Consider the following 21,668-nt stretch of genomic DNA (forward strand, 5'->3'; position numbering starts at 1 on the left):
TTTTTAAGCGATTTTAATAGCATCAAACTTGCACTTTTCATAGCAGGCTCCACACTTGATACATAGTGTTTGATCAATGTAGTGTGGGCTGCGTTTTTCTCCGGAAATGGCTCCAACAGGACAGTTTCGGAAGCATAGGGTACAACCAGTGCATTTTTCATCATCGATGATGTATTGCAACAAGGCTTTGCATTGCCCCGCAGGACAAGTGCTGTCGTTGATATGTGCCTCGTATTCGTGCATGAAATTATCCAAGGTTGAAAGGACCGGGTTGGGAGAGGTTTGCCCCAATCCACAGAGTGATGAATCTTTAATAACATGACTCAGCATTCGGAGCTTAGTCAGATCTTCGGGAGTTCCTTTCCCCTCAGTAATTTTTTCCAGAATCTCGTGCAGACGTTTGTTGCCGATCCGGCAAGGTGTGCATTTCCCGCAGGATTCATCAAGAGTAAATTCGAGGTAAAACTTAGCAATGGAAACCATGCAGTCGTCCTCATCCATCACAATCATTCCTCCTGAGCCCATCATTGATCCGGCAGCAAGCAGGTTGTCGTAATCAATAGGGGTGTCTAAGAAAGCCTTGGTTAAGCAACCTCCGGAAGGGCCTCCGGTTTGCACAGACTTAAATTCTTTCCCATTTTTGATTCCACCACCGATATCGTAAATCACTTCTCGTAAAGTGGTTCCCATAGGAACTTCAATTAAACCTACATTATTGATCTTACCAGCTAAGGCAAATACTTTTGTGCCTTTGGATTTCTCGGTCCCAATACTGCTAAACCATTCTGCTCCTTTGGTGATAATTGGAGGCACATTGGCAAACGTCTCTACATTATTGACATTGGTTGGTTTGCCGAGGTATCCCTCTTGCGATGGAAATGGGGGCTTGAAGGTTGGCTCACCACGTTTGCCTTCCATGGAATGAATGAGGGCTGTTTCTTCTCCGCAAACAAAAGCTCCTGCGCCATACCTGATTTCAATATCAAAATCGAAATCTGTCCCCAGTATATTTTGTCCAAGCAGACCATACTGACGTGCTTGCCTGAGGGCTGTTTTTAAACGTTGAATAGCCAGTGGGTACTCTGCACGGATGTAGACCAACCCTTTGTTGGCACCGATGCAATAGCCGCAGATAGCCATGGCTTCAATTACGGTATGTGGATCTCCTTCCAGGATTGAGCGATCCATAAATGCGCCGGGGTCGCCTTCATCAGCATTGCAGACCACATACTTTTGTTCATGCTCAACTTTTCGGGTAATGTCCCATTTCAAGCCTGTCGGGAAGCCACCGCCTCCGCGGCCTCGTAGGCCCGAGTCGATAATGGTTTGGATGGCTTGTTCCGGACTAAGTTCTTCCAAACATTTGCCAAGGGCGGCATAGCCATTGTTTCCAATGTACTCTTCAATATTTTCAGGATTGATAAAACCACAATTTCGTAAAGCAACGCGCACTTGCTTTTTGTAAAAATCCATGTTTTTACTTTCGGTGATCTGTCCCAGGGTGGTTGGGTCGGTATAAAGCAAACGTTCTACCTTACGTCCTTTGATGAGGTGTTCTTCCACTATTTCACGGCTGTCTTCCGGGGTGACACCAACATAAAAGGTGTTGTCGGGTTGGATTTTTACAATGGGTCCTTGCTCACAGAACCCGAAACAACCGGTGTGAATTACCTGAACGTCTTGATCCAGCCCTCGTTCTTCGAGCTGGTTTTGAAAGTTCTTTTTGATTAGTTCGCTTTGAGATGCTTTGCAGCCCGTACCGCCACAAACCAATACGTGCATTTTATAGTCAGCCATTCTCTTGAGGTTTTAGTCGTCAATGGTTTTATAATTAACTGGGATGATCCCATCCACCAGTTCATTCATCTTAATGTGTCTGTCGATAATTTCCTGGGCTTTTTGTTTGTCAACATAGCCATAGATAACCGGTTGTTTGCCAGGCATGGTCAACTCAATGGTGGGCTCGGCATAGCAAAAACCCATACATCCGGTTTGTGTGACCAGAGCATCGATTCCTTGATGATCTAACTCTTCGATCATGAAATTCATCGTTTCTTTAGCGCCGGAGGCAATGCCGCAGGTGGCCATGGAAACTTTGATTTGAATTAGATTTTCAGGATGGTCTCCCTTTTCACGTAATTTAATTTTGGATTGTACCTCCTCTTTTAGTTTTTTGAGGTCGGCCAGAGATCTGACTTTAGTCATCTTTTTTGATTCTTTTAGGTTTCTAATCAGGATGTTATAAGCTTCTTCTTCAAATGTCAGATGAATAAGACAATTAAAATCTAATTTTTATCATTATTCGCTTATTTGAATTTGTTCTAAATTCCCTTGAATCATTTCCATCAGAAATTTTCGAACTTCGGGGGTAGTCAAGGGGATTCCATCCAGCTCTTGCTTTATTTCCCGGGTATCGAACAGGAATTCTCCTTTTGGACTTTGGTGAGTGTAGATTAGCTCCGATTGCTTTTCGTTGGAAGCCAAAATGAGCAAGGTTCCTGCGATGTCGCCTAAAAATGGACGATCGATGTGATGAAAGCCGAAGGTCGCTTGCAGGTGAGTGCCTTTGTTGGTTTCTGAATGTAGCATAAAGCTTCCACCAGTTAGCTCTGCATTGTATTTTAGCAATGGAAGTCCCAGACCAACTTTACGAGTTGTTTGTGTGGTGTAGAAAGGATTGGTCGCTTTTTCCAGTTGCTCAGAAGTCATGCCATGGCCATCGTCATCAACCTTGAAAATGAGTTGATCTTCGTTTGGAGCTTCCTTGATTAGAATAGAAATGAGCTGGGCGTTGGCCCGAATCGAATTTTGAGCGATATCGAGTAGGTGAAGTGCTAGTTCGTTCATGGTTCAATTTTTACAAAACGTCCGTTTTTTTGGTTCAGAGCCCACCGAATTTCATTAAATGTCGGCTCAAATAGGTAAAAAGAGGTTGCTGAAGAACCAACATCCTCTAGGTAATGTGCGTCTGAGGCGGTAATCAGACTAATGTCTGAGTGAATATCATATTGGTTTCGAATGCTTGTTTCATCGGCATATTTTGATAGTTGCATGCCGTCAACTTTAAGGTCGGTTGCCAGGTAGCCAAACTGGCTGTATAAACTATTGATGGGCCGGTCGATATGAGCGGGTATAAATAGTCCGTTGATTTGATGTGTGAACTTTTCGATGGTCTCCAAGTCAATCATTAATGGATTTCCGAGGTAGTTGGGGTAGTACTCCGTAATTTGATTGTTTCTATCGACCACCACTTGGTGTCCGTGGTATTCCGGACGATTGGGAATTGTGGGCAGGTAGTGGTCCAGAAAGTGTTGAAACTTATTTCGTGTATAGTCGTCCTCAAACAGGCAAATGGCGTGTACTTCTTCTTGACTGTTAATCTCGCAGCCATTGACCACTAAAAGTCCGGTTCCTTCTGCATGTTTTTTGACAATTTCGCATTGCTTCGTTGAGTTGTGGTCGGTGATGGCAAGAATGTCGATTCCCCGTTTCAGTGCTTGCTTCACAATCTTATCAGGGCTCATCTCCAAGTCAGCACATGGCGATAAGACAGTATGAACGTGAAGATCAGCCCTGAATTTTTTCATACCCTAAAGTTACTTGTGGTTAAGTCTTCCTGAATAGGTAGTTTCTGCAAGCTTTTGGGGCGTTTTTTTCGTAAGCCTGTCATCGTTTTAGTTTTCGAGGGTTAAGCCAAACAGCCTTCTTTTTTTAGAAGTTCGAATAACTTTCCACTGATCTCAAAGGTTGAATCAGTTGTTGAGAGAATGGGGATTTGCTCATCGTTGCTGTGCCGGATTGTACTTTCGTGAGGACGTAAGCCTTTCACGAGAATAACGGCAGCTAAATCTTTTAACGAGGCAATGGCCATCACATTTTGATGTACTTGCAGGGTGATCCACATTTGGCTTTCCCGGGCATTTCCCATAACATCACTCAGCAGATCGGAGACATAGGCTCCTGTAACTTCGCGATCGAGACCTTTCTCGCCGGAAATGACTTCCAAATTTAGTTGTTCAATTAAATCAGAAACCTTCATTTCTTTTTCCTCTTTTATTACAGTCAGCCTGAAAACGTTTCTCACCCCATTTCTTTTCGACATTCCGGAATGCTTTGTCGGTGCTTATTCGGCCTTCATCTTCCCACATTTGTTGCAAGAAGATGCAGTCGGACATTTTAGCTCTGCCATTGACCATGTCTTCGGCTAAAGCCTGGCAGTTTGGAGCACCACAAGCACCGCAGTCTATTCCTGGTAAAAAGCAGATGATGCGTTGAGCCTTATTCATTTTTTCCAAGGCTCGCACCCGGTCTTTATCCAAGCTGAATGCAGGGCGAGGAACAATTTTATCAGCGACTAATTTTTGTTTAATTTCTTTTGAGTTTTTTACGGGATCAGATTGCTGCAGTTTCCAGGCTGGCGGGTAGCGTTTGGCACGCGACTCCAACCGTTCAACAGTCAGAAACCGGTTTCCAGTCATCATAATTCCACCGGCACAACTCTGATCACAAGCACGTAGCTCTAAAAAATCAATGTCCGGAACCTCTTCATTTTCCAGTCGTTCCAAAAAACGAATGACATTGTGAATCCCATCAATGGCCATGCTTCGCTCTCCAAAGTGGACGGATTCACCACGAGTCAAACTCCACAAGATCCCATCTCGGGTTAGGTTTTGACGTTGGCTGCTGGTATCTGGCACTTCTTTGTCATCAATCGCTTGCATGACCCTATTGTATAAGGTATTCATGTTGATGATACCGTCAACAATTGATTCTTTTTCACCAACAGGACTTTTCACCGATGTTATTTTTGCATTGCATGGAGTGACGTAAAATAAGCCAATTTCATCTTCGTTGGCTCCCTGTTTCTTTAGTTCATTGATTGCAAAATGAGCTCCCAGATCATGGGGTGCTTTTCGCTGAATCATGTTGTCGATCAACGACGGATATTTAATTTGAATGAGCCGGACAATGGCCGGGCAAAAAGTTGAAATATGTGGTTTTATATTTTCTGTTGTCCGGCAATATTGTCGAATCGAACTTTTTAACACGCCGATGGGCTGTTCAACTTCAAAAACATGAGTGAAACCTATTTTTAAAAGAGCCGCGTAAATCTGGTCTTCGGTATATTTCTCCGGAAACTGGCCAATCATTACAGCGGGAAACAGGACCACCCGGTATTTAAAGGCTTTGGCATTCTGTAAATCATCTTGTTCTACATAAATGGCTTTTTCGGGGCAAGCCCGCATGCAATGTCCGCAGTCGACACACCGCGCACTCCAGATCTCAGCCAGTCCGTTAATGACACGGATCGCTTCGGTAGGACAAGCTTTCATGCAGTGGGTGCAGCCAATGCATTTATCCTCGTCGATGGTGAGTGCATGATATGTTCTTGCTGGTGCCATTAAAAATAGTTAACCATTTCTACTGTTGTTCCTTCATCTACCTTTGATTGGATCTGAAGTTTATCGGTATTTTTTTTGATATTGGGTAAGCCCATTCCAGCTCCAAAACCCATTTCGCGTACTTTTTTGCTGGCTGTTGAATACCCCTCTTGCATCGCCTGTTCAATATCGGGGATTCCCGGTCCTTTATCAATGATTTTGGTCGTGATTTTATCTGACTCAATATGAACCAATATCTGTCCTTCATAAGCGTGGGCTACCACGTTTACTTCAGCTTCATAGAGGGCAATAACAATGTTTTTGATGCAATGAGCTTCAACTCCCAGCTGCTTGAGCATCTTTTTAACCTGACTCGAAGCGTAGCCGGCTTTGGTGAAATCACCTCCTGCTATTTCAAATTCCAGATTCATAACTTAGTACACGGGGTTTAATCCGGCTTGGTACAGTAGTCCACTGGCCTTAAACAAGGTGTAAGGCGATTCGAGCAGACACATGTTATTTTCGTTGGCTAAGGCCAGCATCTCCGCTGTGACTTTTTTGTTGCGAACAAACACGATGTACCGAATGTCTGCCATTTCAGAAGTCCGAATGGTTTGCAGGTTACAAAGACCTGTTATTAAAAGTAGGTTATCGGTGTCAAGCGTTAACACATCGCTCATTAAATCGGAGCTGAATCCCCGTTCAATTTTTGCCGATGCATGTTCTTCTCCGCAGATAATGGTAGCGGCTAGAAGCTCACAAATTTTACTGACCTGCATGTTTTTATAACGATTTTTACAAAGATTATTTAAAACTGGGAAATGCAAGCATACTTTTGTTAGATTATGCTTTGAAAATCAAAATTTAGACTGAGTTGAAATAAGCCTATTCGCGGCATAATGTTTAAATTAGTTGGTGGAATCGAGGGATATTTATGATAATTTAGAGAACTTGAAGCTGGGTGTACCCTTTTGGATGGTTGCCCGGGAAGGCAAGCAAAATATTCTTTCTGACTGGAAGTAACTTTGAAAATTAAGCTTAAAAAAGAAAAACGATGATTTACGATGACAAATCTCTTCACTCAGACATGATTGAAAATCCTAAGTTGCATCAGAAAATTATTGATGCTTTGCCAATTCCTATTTTTTATCGCGATGTAAAAGGAATATATAAAGCCACCAATAAGGCTCATGAAAATTTTATTGGTCTGAAAAAGGAAGAGATCATCGGGAAAACGGTGTTTGATGTACAACCCTTGGAAATTGCTGAAATTTATGCCCGGCGCGATCAGGAGTTATTCGATAGTCCGGGAGACCAGAGTTATGAAACTAAGTTTCGCCTGTCTGATGGTTCCTTGCATGATGTGATTTTCAACAAGGCAGTTATTCGCGATGATGAAGGAACAATCATTGGAATTGTAGGTTCAATCTTTGATATTACCGATCGGAAAAAGGCAGAGCGGAAGCTGGAAAAAGCCAAAGAAGCTTCGGTTATTGCTTCGGCTATGGTGCACAAAATTCGAGCTGGAATTGTCATTGTGGATAGTGATTTTAAAGTCATTGATTCGAATGAGGGGTTTGCCAAGCTCTTTGGACAGGAGATGGAAGAGTTGTATGAAACAATTCCCGGATTGCAAGGTGCTGACTTAAAGGAGCTGATTCCTGAGGTTGTTTTTAAAATGTTTGCTTCGTTGATGGCTTCCGGTGAAAATATGTTGGAACGTGATCTGAAGATTCAAAACAGACTGTTGCATATTTCTGTGATTACCATATACAAAAATCGGGTGGTTGGCGCTTTAATTCGAGATATGTCTGCTCCTTTACTTGTTCGGGAAGAGATTATTAGCCGGGCCCAACGGGTGAATAAGCAAAACCTGGAGACCGTACAGCAGATTGCATTCTTGCTGGGTGAAAATGCAGCACAAACAGAGGAATTATTGTATTCAATTATTCAATCCTATAAATACGAGGAGGACAATAACTGATGGCTGATTACCATTTTGATGTCGATATTCAACAGAAAATGCCCTTGGGGCAGATTGTTTGTGGCGATGTATTTTATACCCGTCGAATTAAGGAAGAAGGTCGTGTAATTCTGGTTTTATCAGATGGAATTGGGCATGGCGTGAAAGCGAACGTGTTGGCAACGCTCACAGCCTCCATGGCTTTGAATTACTCATCGTTGCATACCAAACCTGATATTGCGGCTCACATTTTTATGCGTGCCTTGCCCCGCAGCCGCGATGGAAAGGAGAGTTATGCCACTTTTACCATTATTGAAATTGAAGTTGATGGGATGGTTCGTATTGTGAATTACGATAATCCACCCACACTGATTTTTCGGAATGGAGACTTTTTCGCACCACGCGAAATTGAAGTCAATATCCGGGGAGCTGAAAATGTTGGGAAGATATTGCGGATTCGGGAATTTAAGCCAATCAAAGGCGATCGGATTATTTTTATGACCGATGGTGTTGTCCAGAGCGGGTTGGGAGGGAAGCGTTATCCGATGGGCTGGGGGCTGGATCAGGTGCGTGAGTTTGTGCAGAATCAAATTGCCCGGGAAAATGAGATTTCAGCCACACGCTTGTCGAAGAAAATTTTGAACCAGGCAGCTATGAATGATTTGTTTGAATTGAAAGACGACACCAGCTGTGGAATTATTCATTTCAGGCAGCCCCGGGAGTTTATGCTCATTACCGGACCTCCTTTCTATAAAATCAAGGATTTTGAGTTTGTAAAACGCATTACTGAGTTTCCGGGGAAGAAGATTATCTGTGGAGGAACAACGGCTGAAATTGTTGCGAGGGAGTTGGATTTGGAAGTACAGATTCAGCATCGTTATTACGAGGCAGCCATTCCGCCGGTTGCTGATATGGAGGGATTTGAAATGGTAACCGAAGGGATTCTGACTATGGGGAAGGTAGAGGAAATCCTGGAAAGCTACACCAGCGATACCCGTTTGGGCAATAGTCCGCCAGAAGAGGTGGTTAAATTGCTAATGGAACATGATATCATTCATATCATCGTGGGAACCCGAATAAACTGGGCTCATCAGGATCCGGATCAATCGATGGACTTGGAGATCCGAAAGGTGGTGGTAAAACGCATTGTGCGTTTGCTGGAAGAACGTTTCTTGAAAAATGTTGTGGTTGAACTTGTGTAGGGGGTTATTGGCATAGCCTTCTGAAAGAGTGTACAAAAAAAGGCTCTAAGCAGATGCCTAAAGCCTTTTCGGCGTTATTTTAGTTACAAAATTATACGCACTAAATCATTGGGTATTTTTTGAAAACTTCTTCTGATTTCATTAAGATATCAACGTATTGAGCTCGTTGATAAGCAAAGGGATCTTTGAGATTTTTGCGAGACAATTTGCCCCTGAAGTCTGCGAGTGACTTATAACCTTTTTGATCCATCCAACCATTCAATTCGTTCAATATTTTGTCTACAAACGTTGGTTGGTAACGATATATTGCCGAAACAACCTGAACAACATCAGCTCCGGCTAAAAGCATCTTGATCACATCCTCAGAACTTGATATTCCACGGCTGGCACAGATGCTGGCATCAATATTACCGTAAAGCAAGCCGGCATAACGCAGCGCTAATTTATAGTCTTTTTCCTGAGTTAAATCCCAAGGATAGTAAAACAACTCTTCCTGAATGTCAATGTCTGGTTGAAAGAAGCGGTTGAAAAGGACATAGCCGTCGGCTCCAGCTTCATCGAGCTTTTTGATGAAGTTGAGCGTATTGGTATAGAAAGGGCTAAGCTTTACGCTTACGGGTATTTTTACCGCTTTTTTAACACTTTTGACAACCTGAACCTGTTTGTCTTCAATGCCGGCTCCCTGTATTTCAAAATAACCTGGGGTGGCATAAAGATTAATTTCCAACGCATCAACCCCAGCTTTCTCGAGTTCTTTGGCATATTCAACCCAAGAGATTTCATAAATCGCATTCAGGCTGGCAATGATCGGTACCGATGTGTTTTCTTTCAGGGTTTTTACATTGAATAGGTGTTCTTTGGGACCCGCATGTTCCAAATCAGGGAAAATACTGGTCATCTCTGCATGGCGTTCTTCATACTCGTGAAGTTCGTCGTCAAACTGAAGGGACTCCAGCTGAATTTGTTCTTCAAACAACGATTTATAGACAATTGCAGCAATACCTGCCTCTTCCAGTTGTTTGATGACTTCGGGTTTAGTTACCAGGTTGCTAGCTCCCAGTACTAAGGGGTTCTTGAGTTTGAGCCCCATGTAGTTCGTTGTTAGATCTGCCATAATATTGATTTTACAGGTTATTTTCTGTTACTAAAACTAAACAAGTTCTCGTTTTGTTCAGTTTTCCAAGAAAAATCCTATACAAGTTCTTGAAAATGTTTTGGATAGCAAATAGCTCTGGCAGAAATCTTATCAAAAAAAAGCGCAGTATTCCAATAACGAAGATGCTACTGGTTATAGAATCAGGCGATTACGCCAGATCCGAAGAGTTCATTTTCATCGTACCACGCAGCAAATTGTCCGGCTGTAATTCCACGTTGTTCATCTTCAAAAAGAATATAGAGCCCTTCTTCTCGTTGGTAAAGGGTTGCTTTTTCAAGAGGTTGACGGTAACGGATGCGAACGAGGTAGTCGCGGCTTTCGCCAATTTCCATTTTCATGTCTTTCCTAATCCAGTGTATCTCCTCGGTGCCAATGAAAAGTCCCGGACGATAAAGTCCTGGATGATCTGTACCTTCTCCAACATAAATGATATTCCGGTTTACATCGGTTCCCAACACAAATAAAGGGGCTTCGTGTCCACCAATATTTAGTCCTTTGCGCTGCCCAACGGTATAGAAATGAGCCCCGCGGTGTTCGCCGATTACTTTGCCGTTCCAAGGTTTATAAGGATAGGCAAAGCAGAGCTTTTTAAAATTATCTGGCGTTTTTTCAACGGCTTTCTTTTTAGCCATAAATTCCGCTGGAACTTCAATTACATTGCCTGTTTTAGGTTCCAATTGTTGTTGTAAAAAGGTTGGTAGATCCACTTTCCCCACAAAGCAAATTCCTTGCGAATCCTTGCGGGTAGCTGTTGGAAGTTCTTGCTCGGCAGCAATTCGCCTTACTTCAGGTTTATCCAAATGTCCGATGGGGAACAGCGCTTTGCTTAGTTGATCCTGATTGAGCTGGCACAAAAAGTAACTTTGATCTTTGTTGTTGTCTTCTCCTGCCCGCAGCTGGTAAATGGTTTCCCCGTCTTTGTCAAATTCTGTTTTTTGACAGTAATGGCCAGTTGCGACGTAATCAGCGCCAAACTTCATACACTCATCCATGAAGATGTCAAACTTGATCTCCCGGTTACAAAGAACATCTGGGTTCGGCGTGCGTCCTTTGCTGTATTCGTCAAACATATAATCGACTACGCGTTTTTTGTAGTCCTTGCTCAAGTCAACAATATGAAAAGGCATGTCTAACTTTTGGGCTACCATTTTGGCAATCAAGGCATCATCTTCCCAACTACAACTACTGGTTAAGGTGCCTGTCCGATCATGCCAATTGACCATGAACAAGGCAATTACCTCATACCCTTGTTGTTTTAATAAGTATGCTGCTACACTTGAATCTACCCCACCTGAAAGCCCTATTACTACCTTTTTCATTTCTAATTTCTGATGTAATGAATTGACCGACAAAAGTAGAACGAAAATCGGAATTAGGCAATTTTGCTATTCGGATTCTTAGATGTTCTGACTCTCGGATGTTCAACAACTTTGAAATTGGAACTCTGCCTCTCTTTCAAACTATTTTAAACAAGTTCAAAATTTGGACTTTGAACAAGGTTTTCCGGCAACTTGGAACAAAAGACACAACAGGAACCTGAAACTCCGAACTTGAGTTAGAAACTCCACTTGAGGCGGGCAAACAAGAGTTGGCCGATATCGCCGTATTCAGAGCCGTCTTTCCCGAAAAAGAGCTGACCGGTTGTCATCAATTCCAGGTTGTTGTGCAACGAATAGCTTAGCGATGGGCCAAAGTACCAGGAGCCATCATTGGGATTAACAATACCCGAAAGGCTGGTTGAAAACAATGGATTTACCGGGAAAGAACATTGTCCGAACAGAGCGTATTGGGCAAAAGATAAATATTTTGCAGACAGGTTATCTGTAAGCAGAAGATTCAAGCCTCCGGCATTGCCTTTTTTCCCATGACTGTTGTACAGAACACTTGAGTGAATGTAAAGTGAACTCGGAAAAGTATAATCTGCTGAAATGGAAGCTACTGTTGCTTTTTCGGAGGTCGAGTCATTTTCACGAGGTGTAAAATGGGTAATCTCTCCTCGGAATCCGGCTCCTTCAATGTCGCCAGCCCAGCCGGCTCCAAAAACATAGTCGGGGCCAACCCAGCCACTCATCAACTGGAAATCATAACTCCAGCGAGAAAAACGGTAAAGTCCAGTTAAGGCCATTTCATTGGCTGTTTCACCAAATTGATAAACCAATTCAGCCGAGGAGGTCAGCCCGGTGTAGTATTGAATACGAATGGCATCGGTTCCTGGCCGTTCTTCATAGTCAAAATCGAAATAGGAAAAGGAGTTGAAAACATCATTGGGATTCCAAACCAGGTTGATGCCCCAGTTAACGCGTTGCCGCCCCAGCCGTACTTGCCAGTTGCCGGAAGTCCAGTCGAGGTAAGCGCGATCAAAAACCGAGTGTAGAAACCAGTGTTGGCCTTCAATCGGAACAAAAGAAAGGTCCAGAAAACCATTGTCTTGATCGATGACAGCCTGATAATCGGGAAATTCTTTGATAAGACTTCCGGTTAGCAGCCTGTTACGCATTTCAACGACAGCCGTAACCTGATCAGAGGTATACCATTTAAAATTCAAACGGTTATGGATGGTATTGGTTGTCAGGTCTCTGGTGTCGGTTCCCGGAAGTTGTTGTTCGGGGTGATAATACATGAAGAGTTCTTTTATATAACCATTGAGCTCCCAGTTCTTTTCTTGTGCCGAAGCTGAATAGACTACAACAAAACTTATCAGGAATAAGATTAAGTGTTTCATTGGTTTTTGGTTTGAAAGCTGCTGGCCATTTCCATGACAACCATGTGAGAATAATGAGGGTGTTCTCCGGAGGCAATTCCCACTGTTTTTAATTCCTGGTCTAAAATATTTTTTCGATGACTTCGATCGCGAACACCATCATCAATGAGTAGGCTGGTAACGACCCGAAATGGCGACTGATCACCATAGGCAATGTTTTCAGCAATTTTCCCTTTCCACTGTCCGGCTTGTTCTATTCGGTCTTGTGGTGTTGAGCCATCAGCCCCCAGATGGCCGACCCGGCCGTTTTTTGCTTGCTCTCGAACAAGTATTCTGGCTGCTTTACTCAGTCCTTCAGAAGGCGTTAACAAGGGGAGAGCTGGAGTTCTTTTCATTTCGCGGATGCACTCAACTAAAGCCTTTTTACCTTCCTTGGTTTGAAGAGGCACGCTACCCGGAAGGTGAAGAATCTTCCCCTCAAAGGCTGTCAGCATTGGCTCCAGGTACTCTTCGGCATATTGACTTGGGTTGGTTCGAACCTTGTTGAGTTCTGCCAGAACCTGTTGCTCAAAAGCAGTCAGATAGCTAAGTTCCGCTCCTGTTGTTTGAGCCTGAAGAAATGAAATTGCACCAGGAACCAGCCAAAGGTTAAATAGAATGACTGCCTGATTAATCATGGTGCGGATTCTTTTGTATATCACTAATGATTTGGCCATCTTCCAAGGTAATTACACGATGGGCCTTGTTGACTACCCGTTGGTCGTGTGTGCTAAATATAAACGTGATTTTTTCTTTCTTATTGAGCTCTTCCATAATGTTTAACAAGTTCTCTGTTGATTTGGAATCGAGGTTGGCAGTGGGTTCATCAGCCAATACAAATTTGGGTTTTGAAGCCAATGCGCGGGCAACGGCAACGCGTTGTTGCTGTCCTCCGGATAGCTTGGCGGGACGACTATCTTCACGTCCTTTCAGTCCTACTGCTTCGAGCAGTTGCATGGTTCGTTCTTCCCGTTCTTTTTTGGAACGTCCCTGAAGTTGCATGACGAACTCTACATTTTCTTTAGCTGTGAGGACAGGAATCAGGTTATACGACTGAAAAACAAAGCCGATGTTTCGCATCCTGAAATCAATGAGTTGAGAGGCTTTCAAAGCTCCCAAATCGGTTTGATCAATGCGGATGTGGCCCGAAGTGGGCTGATCCAATCCGCCAAGCATGTTTAGCAGGGTGGTTTTGCCTGATCCGGAAGGACCAACGATAGCGGTAAATTCTCCTTCTTCAATGGTCAGATCAACACCATTTACGGCATGAACCTGTATTTCTGAATCCTTGTATGTTTTTACCAGTTTGCTGATTTCAATGATTGTCATGATTGGAATTGTTTTTTCGTTTCAGTAAAAGGCGGCTTTTTAAATGTTATTCCGTCCGGATGGCTTCAGCCGGATTGTATTTGAGGGCTTTTCGAGCCGGATAGATGGAGGCGATAATGCCAGTGAGAATAACGAGGATAATGATGACAATGACCATTTCGGGTTCAATGACCGGGAAAATAATGGAAGAATAGCCAAAGTCTTCGAGACCCTGTGCATAGTTTGACAGGTTAATGCCATGTTCTTCCAAAGCTTTTGAGGCTCCTAGGCCCAGCAAAATACCGATTGCTCCACCAGTTAAGGTGAGGAGGGTGGTTTCGAGCATGAGCATCAAGAATATTCGAATTTTGCCCATCCCGATTGCCATAAGCATCCCAATTTCTTTTACACGTTCCATGACGACCATGAGCATGGTGTTGATGATTCCAAAGCCCAGGGCTAGCAGGATGATGATGACAAAGATGTAGGTGTATAAGTTCCCAATTTCATTGAGGTAGCCCAGCTCCGGCGTAAGTTCTTTCCAGTTCAAAACTTCCAGTTGGTCGTACTTAGTTTGAAGGTTGTTGGTGGTTTTCTCCAGAAATTGTTGATCATTTAAATGAACAATGACCTCGTGAACTGCCCCGTCGGGCATCTGGCTCAAGCGCGCAAGATCGGAAAAGCGAACAAATACGTTTGTTTCTTCAAACATGCTGTTGGTGGTATCAAAAATTCCACAAACCCGAAAAGCTCCGCCGGTGATGTTTCCTTGGCTATCCTGCAAGGTGATTACAACTTTCGACCGAAGTTTTATTTTGAGTTTCTCCGCTAGCTTTTTGCCAATAACGATTGGGTTCCGGCTCACACCCTCAAAGTAATCTCCTTCGCTGATGAATTGACTGAGGTTGGTGACCGATTTTTCTTTTTCAGGAACAATTCCCATGATTTTGACACCTGTACCGGTTTCAGCAGAAGCAATCATGGATTGGATGGTAATTCGAGGACTCACACCATTGATGGTATGTTGGGACGCAATTCGCTTGCTAAGCTCGACTCCATTCGGTATAAATTGATTGATATCAAAGTTCTCAAGGTATTTGGGATGATGGATTTGGATATGGGACGTTTCCGTTTCAACACCAACTTCCAGACGTTGATTCATCCATCCTTTTAGAAAGGTGGCACTAAAAACCCCGGCAAACATACCAATGGTAATGGCCGCAATGATAATTCCGGACCGTAAGGGGTTTCGCCAAATATTTCGCCATGCAACAGAGGTAATCATCGGGTTTTGATTTAAGCGTGTAAAGCGTTAATTAATTTCATCCGGTTTGCCGAGATAATTGGATAAATCGCAATAACCATGGTGATGATAAAAACGGTAAGGGCCTGGTGCCAGAATACCGATGGTGTTAGCGAGAAGAACATGTAGGGTTCAAAGCCATAGTCGTCCATCACTTGAGCTGCCTGCCCGGTTAAAGGGATGGGATTTTGAGCTTGGATCATCAGTATGGGGATACTGACCAGTAAGCCCGATAAAGCACCGATCATCCCAATAAATAACGTTTCGTAAAAGAGAATGGCTCCTAGCTTAATGCGTTGCATGCCTATGGCAATCATTACCCCAAACTCCCGTCTGCGCTCAGCAATCATCATCATAATGGTGCCCAAAATTCCAAAGCCAATGACAATGTAAAGCACTGCTTTCATGATAATTCCTCCAGCACGGTCACTCTCAATTTGCTGAACCATTTCGGGCGACATTTCCTGCCAGCTCATGATGGAGTAGGGTGGTTTCAAATCGGCTCGCAGTTGTTTTAGGCTTCGGTTGAGCAAGTTTGTATCCGTAATATTGACCACCAAAGATGTGAGTCTGTTTCCGGTTGAAAAAAAATCCTGACTATTGGGCAATGTCATGTACACAATCATTTTATTGAGTTGTGGCGAGGCATGTTTGATGATTCCGCGAATGGGATATTTGCCTGCTGCACTAATTCCGTGGTAGCCTTGGCTGATCATTACAAGCGTATCGTTCACTCCCAGGTGCAGGTAATTGGCCAGCCCTTCGCCAACGAGTAAGCCTTGATCATTTGCTTGCAAGTAGCTGCCTTGGTTGACATTTCCTTTCAGCGAAGTTAGCCTGTTTTCGCTTTCGGGCTCAATGCCCATAACCAGCACGCCTTTGGTTAACTCTTCGGATGAAGCCAAGGCAAAGGACTCGAGCCGGGGGATGACAAAATCCACTTCGAGATGATCCAAAATGGATTGCCGAAGTTCCGGTGTATCCTCAAACGTATCGTTGATGCTCTTACTTTCCCAGTAGTTCTCGTGGTGAACTTGCATGTAACCCGAGTAATATTTGACCACCATATCTACCATCTTTTCATAGGAGCCTTCCTGCATCGAAGTCATGTAAGCAGAGAGCAAAACGCCAAAGAAAATAGAAGCTACGGTAATCAATGTTCGGCGCTTGTTGCGCCAGAGGTTGCGCCAGGCTATTTTGATGTTTGTTGACATTGTTCTGGTTTTAGTTGATGGTTGAATTGCCGGTTCACTGCCTCTTTTGAGTGAGTCAGCGCCAGAGAACCTTATATTTTACACTATTCGTACAGAGATGTCAGTTCGTTGCCTGTTGAACACATCGCATCGGTTGTGTTCAATTATTTTTATCGAATTCGTTTCATATTCTGAATCGAAAAGAAAGAGTCTTTGATTGGTACTTCAAAGTCAATGTTGTCAAAAGTCATAATTGTCTTATGTCCTTCCTTGTCTGCCGGAATCATTTCCATGCGAGTCGGAATGATTCGATCATCCATGTTTTTGACATCAGTCAAGATTTCGGTATTCACCAGAAAACCATCTTCATCAAAAAACTCAGCTTTTAACCACAGAAATTCTTTTTGGCTAATCCACATGTAAATTTTTCCCCACACTACCGGAGCATCTTCCAGAGGAATCAATTCCACTTTATAGCAGGGGTAATTTTCAATTGTTTCCTCTCCAACTAATTTGTGGGTGTAATCTTTGACGATCGATGATTCTTTAACAAGGTCATCGTTGGTAAAATCGGAGCCCATCCAAGATTGCATCATCATGGAAGGGGGAATCTTAATCATGCGATCGATGCTTGGAAGCCAGTTCCACATTTCGCTTTCTCGTTTCAGAAAAACCTGCCCTTTTTCTTTGGCTGGAGCAGTAATTAGGATCAAAGAATACTCAGTTCCCAGAGTCCAGTTTTTCATCGATAATGTTCGTTCCCACGATGGTCGTTGAATGGTCATGGTAACTTCTCCAATGCTGGAAGTCCCACGAAGTTTTTCGTCCGCTTTTTTGACGATTTCTTTGATGTCAGCTGTTTGTGCAGTGCTTGCGAGTGAAAGGAAGGTGAATGCGATAAGGTTGATTAGTGTTTTCATGGTTGATTAGTTTTTTGGTGGTGCTTCCGGGGTGCTAATTAGCCGGAAGCAAGCTTGCAGTATTTTATCTTCCATTTTTCCACTAGGGAAAATGTCGGGTGCCACAACGAGGTAAAGGATGGCTCCCTCGACTAATGATGACAGGACAAATAGATCTCCTTCAGGATCGGTACTTCCATTTTTTTGTAGAAAGGCATAGATCTGGTTGAGGATTGGCTTTGATTTCTCCTGGTATTTTTCACTGAATGATTCCTGAATTCCTGGCTGAACCATGAGGGCGAAATAGAGCTGCCAGAAGCTCATATTTTCTCGAACGATGCGGAAGGTTTCTTTGATAAAGAAGATGAACTCCTCGTTGGTCAGTACGCCGTCTTTGTCAAGATCGAAGTTTTTGTAAACTTCATTGTAAGCTGTTTCCGTAATTTCTTCAAGCATGTCTTGTTTGCTCGAGAAGTAGTTGTAGATGAGTCCTTTGGATATGCCTGCTTTTCTTGTGATTTGACTAATTGAGGTTGCATGAAACCCTCCTTTAGCAAAGAGTTCCAATGCAACATCCATAATTAGTTTCTTTTTCTGTTTTCTGTGTTCTTCTAATTGTTTTGGGCTTCGAGGCATAATTCGTTTGTTTATGACTGAACGTTCGGTCAAAAGTAAAACCTATTGCTTAGATATCCTGAAAAACCATGTTAATTTAAAGTTAAGAATGACCGGCCGGTCATTTCCTGTTTTTAGTATGAAGTAACCTTGGAGTGCAGCGCTTTTCCTTGTGGTTTCGGTACTTATTCGATTGGTTAAACTATTTCAATTATCTTTACGGGACAACTGTAAACAAATTAAACGCTATTAAACTCGTTACTATGAATGATACCCGAAGATCTTTTATAAAACAATCAGCCGTGGTGGCAGCTGGTGTTGCAGCTTTGCCTACAATTATGAATGCAGGCTGTGCCTCGCCTAATGAAAAAATCACGGTAGGGCTGATTGGCTGCCGTGGGATGGGGTTTACTGACCTGCAATCCTTCCTGAAAAACAAAGAAGTAGAATGTGTTGCTCTTTGTGATGTCGATCAGCGTGTGCTTGACAAAAGGGCTGAGGATGTAGAAAAGCTAACCGGTAAAAGACCATTGCTGCATAAGGATTTTAGAAAGGTAATCGATAATAAGGATATTGATGCGGTTATAATAGGAACACCGGATCATTGGCACTGTTTGCCGATGGTTTATGCCTCTGAAGTAGGAAAGCATGTATATGTTGAGAAGCCTATTGGAAATACCATCGAAGAGTGTAATGTCATGGTTGCAGCACAGAAACGTTACGGCAATGTGGTGCAATCGGGGCAATGGCAACGGAGCCATCAGCACTGGAATGATGCGGTGGACTATCTGCATGAAGGAAACATTGGCCGAGTTCGTTCGGTACGTTGCTGGTCCAATGTGGGATGGAAGCGGTCTATTCCGGTTGTGCCCGATAGTGAAGCACCAGAAGGAGTTGATTACGACATGTGGCTTGGTCCTGCTCCAAAACGAGCATATAATAAGAACCGTTTTCATGCGTCGTTCCGGTGGTATTGGGATTATGCTGGCGGGGTAATGACTGATTGGGGAGTACACTTGTTGGATTTTGCCTTGTTTGGAATGAATCAGTATGTGCCCAAATCGATCATGGCTGTTGGTGGAAAATATGCTTTCCCTGAGGATGCCATGCAAACGCCCGATACTATGACAACTGTTTACGACTTTGGCGATTTTGGATTGGTTTGGGATAATACCATTGGAATTTATGGTGCAAACTATGGGAAACGCGGACATGGAGTCGCCTTTGTTGGAGAGTATGGAACTTTGGTGGTTGACCGTAGTGGATGGGAAGTGATTCCTGAAACAAAGAGTACCAGTAAAAAAGAAGGCTATGAAGGTTTGCCAGTACAACCTGCAACAGGAAGTGGCTTGGATTTACATGTGAAGAACTTTTTAGATTGTATTCGAACTGGAAACAAGCCGAATTGTGATGTTGAAACTGCTGCTCATATTGCGCGGTTTGCACATCTTGGAAATATTGCTTACCGTGTAGGACGTAAGGTGAATTGGAACCCGGAACTTCAACAGTTCGAAAACGATGATGAAGCAAACCATTTGGTTAAAGCGCATTATCGTGCACCGTGGACTTTACCTAAAGTGTAACCCTTTTGAGGTTATAAGATTGACTATAAAGCAAGCCCGAATATCAAGGAATATCCGGGCTTTTTTTATGATGTTTTTAATCGATTAAATCGTAATGAGACGTTGAATTTCCAGTAAATCCTGATCGATACTGTGGTTCAACTTAACTGCTTTGTTGAATGGAACATGCACAATTTTTCCATAGCGCAAGCCAACCATAATACTTTTTTGATCGTCTAGTATAGCATCCACAGCAGCAACTCCCATTTTAGTTGCGGCAACGCGGTCCTGGGCTGTCGGGTTGCCTCCTCGTTGCATGTGACCAAGGATAGACACGCGAATGTCTAAATCCGGGTTTTCTTGTTCTGCCTTTTTAGCCAGCTTCAATGCTCCACCCATTTCTTCGCCTTCTGCAATAACCACAATACCGCTTGTCTTTTTGCGCTTATAGCCTTTGCTGATAAAGCGATCGAAAGCTTGGTGTTCAGTATTTGACTCTGGAATTAGAATGACCTCTGCACCGACGGCGATTCCTCCATTAAGAGCAAGTAAGCCGGCTTCGCGGCCCATTACTTCAATAAAGAAGACCCGACCATGTGAAGCTGCGGTATCTTTTATCTTATCGACAGCCTGTACGACTGTATTCAGAGCAGTGTCGTACCCAATGGTGTAATCTGTTCCAAAAATATCGTTGTCAATTGTTGCAGGGATTCCCACAAATGGAATGTCAAACTCTTTAGAAAATACCAGAGCGCCCGTAAATGAACCGTCGCCTCCGATAACAACAACTGCATTAATACCAGCATTGACAAGGTTCTGATAAGCTTTGGCACGTCCTTCTTCCGTTAGAAATTCGCGACTGCGAGCCGTTTTTAAGATCGTTCCTCCATTTTGTAGAATTCCGCTAACGCCGGAAGAGGTGAGTGGTGTAAATTCGTTTTCAATTAGTCCTTTAAACCCATGATGAATACCAATCACTTCCAGATTGTGGGCAATAGCTGATCGTGTTACAGCACGGATAGCCGCATTCATACCGGGAGCATCACCTCCTGATGTCAATACGCCAATTTTTTTGATCCCCTTATTTGTCTTTTGCGTAGTTTGGGATGTTTCCTGTTTCATCTGTTTATTTATTCAAAAAAAGGTTTTTATTATTCGCTTAGCAGTATGTTGATTTCGGATTTTATGCGATGAATCTATAAAATTAACATAACTGTAAGGTGTTGATTTTAGCAATGGCCCAACAGGGGTAATTTGCATTTTACAGGTAGCTGTTGGGATTTGCTGCGCAAATTAGCACAATACAAGCTTCTTTTTGAATTTTTCGGAACAAATTATCGTTAAGCTTGATGACAGGCTGACCGGTGTGTCAGCTATAGCTGTTTTTTTCTTTGCTCTAGTAGAAGCGCTTTTCCTTCAGAATTCGCTATTCTGAACGTTTGGTTACAACCAGGCCAGATGTTTTTTTCAGACTAAAGAGTTTTAATTCTTTCGGCTACTTGTTCCATGAGCCATTGTGGGGTAGATGTAGCTCCACAAATTCCTGCTGATTGTTTATTCTTAAACCATTTTTCATCCAATTCAGCAAGGTTTGAAATAAAATAACTATCGGGGTTGGTTTGCTTGCAGACGTCAAAAAGGAAGCGCGCATTGGAGCTTTTCTTTCCGCCAACAAAAATCAAAATATCATGCTGGCTGGCAAATTCTTTCATGCGCGGAACCCGGTTTGCTACCTGCCGGCAGATGGTATCTTTCACGGTCAGCGGTTGCTTGGCATTTTCCTGTAATTTTTGAGCCAACTGCTGAAATTGATCAATGGATTTGGTCGTTTGTGAGAATAGAAAAGCCGGTTTGTTCGGATCAACCTGTTTTAGATCTTCTTCTCCTTCAATGATGATGCTTTGATCTTTGGTTTGTCCATTAAGTCCGGTCACTTCAGCATGGCCTTTCTTGCCAAATAGAATGATTTGCCCATCTTCAGCTTCCATTTGTTCGTAGGCTTGTTTGACGCGTTGCTGTAATTTTAAAACAACGGGGCAGGTGGCATCGATCAACTCAATGTTATTTGCTCGGGCATGTTCGTAGGTTGAAGGAGGCTCGCCATGTGCTCGAAGGAGAACCCGGCAGTTTTTCAAGTTGAGGTATTCTTCACGATCAATGGTAACTAATCCAAGAGCTTCCAGCCGCTTTATTTCCATCCCGTTGTGGACAATATCTCCTAAACAGTACAGTTTTTCTCCTTGGTCCAGCGTTTCTTCTGCTTTTTTAATGGCATTAACCACTCCAAAACAAAAGCCTGATTTATGATCGATTTCTACCTTCAAAATGTTTTTTTATCGTTGATGT

At 43.1% G+C, this 21,668-nt stretch carries 22 protein-coding genes; 3 read left to right on the forward strand and 19 right to left on the reverse strand.

The genetic code is table 11. The features are described 5' to 3' along the window. Positions 1-3 precede the first annotated feature (3 nt). The 8 genes from BM156_RS18515 to BM156_RS18550 all read right to left on the reverse strand — a co-directional run bounded on the left by BM156_RS18515 (position 4) and on the right by BM156_RS18550 (position 6,160). Positions 4-1,797 (reverse strand): NADH-quinone oxidoreductase subunit NuoF, encoded by a 1,794-nt coding sequence (locus tag BM156_RS18515; RefSeq protein WP_093921393.1) that lies wholly within the window; start codon positions 1,795-1,797, stop codon positions 4-6. A 12-nt stretch (positions 1,798-1,809) separates the two neighbouring features. Next, a complete protein-coding gene (locus tag BM156_RS18520; RefSeq protein ID WP_093921394.1) occupies positions 1,810-2,205 on the reverse strand; it encodes a (2Fe-2S) ferredoxin domain-containing protein in 396 nt (131 codons plus the stop codon). Positions 2,206-2,298: 93 nt separating this feature from the next. Continuing rightward, positions 2,299-2,847, reverse strand: coding sequence for an ATP-binding protein (locus BM156_RS18525; protein WP_093921395.1), 549 nt, complete (start codon positions 2,845-2,847; stop codon positions 2,299-2,301). Beyond that, complete coding sequence (locus BM156_RS18530) at positions 2,844-3,587, reverse strand: PHP domain-containing protein (protein WP_093921396.1); 744 nt, start codon at positions 3,585-3,587, stop codon at positions 2,844-2,846. Before BM156_RS18530 ends, BM156_RS18525 begins: the two co-directional genes overlap by 4 nt. A gap of 101 nt (positions 3,588-3,688) precedes the next feature. Then, positions 3,689-4,039, reverse strand: coding sequence for a DRTGG domain-containing protein (locus BM156_RS18535; RefSeq protein ID WP_093921397.1), 351 nt, complete (start codon positions 4,037-4,039; stop codon positions 3,689-3,691). Then, entirely contained in the window at positions 4,026-5,402 is a 1,377-nt protein-coding gene (locus tag BM156_RS18540) for a [Fe-Fe] hydrogenase large subunit C-terminal domain-containing protein (RefSeq protein ID WP_093921398.1), read from the reverse strand. The genes BM156_RS18535 and BM156_RS18540 overlap by 14 nt, the downstream gene beginning before the upstream one ends. Next, positions 5,402-5,812, reverse strand: coding sequence for an ATP-binding protein (locus tag BM156_RS18545; protein ID WP_093921399.1), 411 nt, complete (start codon positions 5,810-5,812; stop codon positions 5,402-5,404). Before BM156_RS18545 ends, BM156_RS18540 begins: the two co-directional genes overlap by 1 nt. Before the next feature lie 3 nt (positions 5,813-5,815). Beyond that, entirely contained in the window at positions 5,816-6,160 is a 345-nt protein-coding gene (locus BM156_RS18550; protein ID WP_093921400.1) for a hypothetical protein, read from the reverse strand. Between the two features lie 275 nt (positions 6,161-6,435). Here BM156_RS18550 and BM156_RS18555 point away from each other — a divergent pair, with 275 nt between their 5' ends. Together BM156_RS18555 and BM156_RS18560 are read left to right on the forward strand one after the other, a co-directional pair. Next, positions 6,436-7,365: a PAS domain-containing protein gene (locus BM156_RS18555; protein ID WP_093921401.1), complete on the forward strand. Its 930-nt coding sequence runs from the start codon at positions 6,436-6,438 to the stop codon at positions 7,363-7,365. After that, complete coding sequence (locus BM156_RS18560) at positions 7,365-8,546, forward strand: SpoIIE family protein phosphatase (RefSeq protein ID WP_093921402.1); 1,182 nt, start codon at positions 7,365-7,367, stop codon at positions 8,544-8,546. Before BM156_RS18555 ends, BM156_RS18560 begins: the two co-directional genes overlap by 1 nt. Before the next feature lie 100 nt (positions 8,547-8,646). Here BM156_RS18560 and BM156_RS18565 read toward each other — a convergent pair whose 3' ends face one another. The 9 genes from BM156_RS18565 to BM156_RS18605 form a co-directional block, all read right to left on the reverse strand. Continuing rightward, positions 8,647-9,660 (reverse strand): dihydroorotate dehydrogenase-like protein, encoded by a 1,014-nt coding sequence (locus BM156_RS18565; protein WP_093921403.1) that lies wholly within the window; start codon positions 9,658-9,660, stop codon positions 8,647-8,649. A 182-nt stretch (positions 9,661-9,842) separates the two neighbouring features. Further along, positions 9,843-11,054 (reverse strand): tRNA 2-thiouridine(34) synthase MnmA, encoded by a 1,212-nt coding sequence (mnmA, locus tag BM156_RS18570; protein ID WP_262987312.1) that lies wholly within the window; start codon positions 11,052-11,054, stop codon positions 9,843-9,845. A 203-nt stretch (positions 11,055-11,257) separates the two neighbouring features. Continuing rightward, the gene (locus tag BM156_RS18575) at positions 11,258-12,424 is read right to left on the reverse strand and encodes a hypothetical protein (protein ID WP_093921405.1); all 1,167 of its coding nucleotides are present in this window, start codon (positions 12,422-12,424) and stop codon (positions 11,258-11,260) included. After that, positions 12,421-13,080 (reverse strand): CAP domain-containing protein, encoded by a 660-nt coding sequence (locus BM156_RS18580; RefSeq protein WP_170847015.1) that lies wholly within the window; start codon positions 13,078-13,080, stop codon positions 12,421-12,423. Before BM156_RS18580 ends, BM156_RS18575 begins: the two co-directional genes overlap by 4 nt. Beyond that, entirely contained in the window at positions 13,073-13,771 is a 699-nt protein-coding gene (locus tag BM156_RS18585; RefSeq protein ID WP_093921407.1) for an ABC transporter ATP-binding protein, read from the reverse strand. The genes BM156_RS18580 and BM156_RS18585 overlap by 8 nt, the downstream gene beginning before the upstream one ends. 46 nt (positions 13,772-13,817) lie before the next feature. Further along, positions 13,818-15,035 (reverse strand): ABC transporter permease, encoded by a 1,218-nt coding sequence (locus BM156_RS18590; protein ID WP_093921408.1) that lies wholly within the window; start codon positions 15,033-15,035, stop codon positions 13,818-13,820. Between the two features lie 11 nt (positions 15,036-15,046). Continuing rightward, positions 15,047-16,267 carry an ABC transporter permease gene (locus BM156_RS18595; RefSeq protein WP_093921409.1) on the reverse strand — a complete coding sequence of 407 codons (1,221 nt, stop codon included), beginning with the start codon at positions 16,265-16,267 and terminating at the stop codon, positions 15,047-15,049. Between the two features lie 149 nt (positions 16,268-16,416). Further along, positions 16,417-17,166 carry an outer membrane lipoprotein-sorting protein gene (locus tag BM156_RS18600; RefSeq protein ID WP_093921410.1) on the reverse strand — a complete coding sequence of 250 codons (750 nt, stop codon included), beginning with the start codon at positions 17,164-17,166 and terminating at the stop codon, positions 16,417-16,419. A 6-nt stretch (positions 17,167-17,172) separates the two neighbouring features. Further along, positions 17,173-17,781 carry a TetR/AcrR family transcriptional regulator gene (locus BM156_RS18605; RefSeq protein ID WP_093921411.1) on the reverse strand — a complete coding sequence of 203 codons (609 nt, stop codon included), beginning with the start codon at positions 17,779-17,781 and terminating at the stop codon, positions 17,173-17,175. A 242-nt stretch (positions 17,782-18,023) separates the two neighbouring features. Between BM156_RS18605 and BM156_RS18610 the strand changes: the two genes are divergently transcribed. Next, complete coding sequence (locus BM156_RS18610) at positions 18,024-19,343, forward strand: Gfo/Idh/MocA family protein (RefSeq protein WP_093921412.1); 1,320 nt, start codon at positions 18,024-18,026, stop codon at positions 19,341-19,343. 84 nt (positions 19,344-19,427) lie between these two features. Here BM156_RS18610 and pfkA read toward each other — a convergent pair whose 3' ends face one another. Next, the gene (gene pfkA, locus BM156_RS18615) at positions 19,428-20,444 is read right to left on the reverse strand and encodes a 6-phosphofructokinase (protein ID WP_093921413.1); all 1,017 of its coding nucleotides are present in this window, start codon (positions 20,442-20,444) and stop codon (positions 19,428-19,430) included. Positions 20,445-20,794: 350 nt separating this feature from the next. Beyond that, entirely contained in the window at positions 20,795-21,646 is an 852-nt protein-coding gene (locus BM156_RS18620) for a 4-hydroxy-3-methylbut-2-enyl diphosphate reductase (RefSeq protein ID WP_262987313.1), read from the reverse strand. Positions 21,647-21,668: the final 22 nt, after the last annotated feature.

Source organism: Sunxiuqinia elliptica (assembly GCF_900113005.1).
In the GTDB taxonomy this organism is placed as follows: domain Bacteria; phylum Bacteroidota; class Bacteroidia; order Bacteroidales; family Prolixibacteraceae; genus Sunxiuqinia; species Sunxiuqinia elliptica.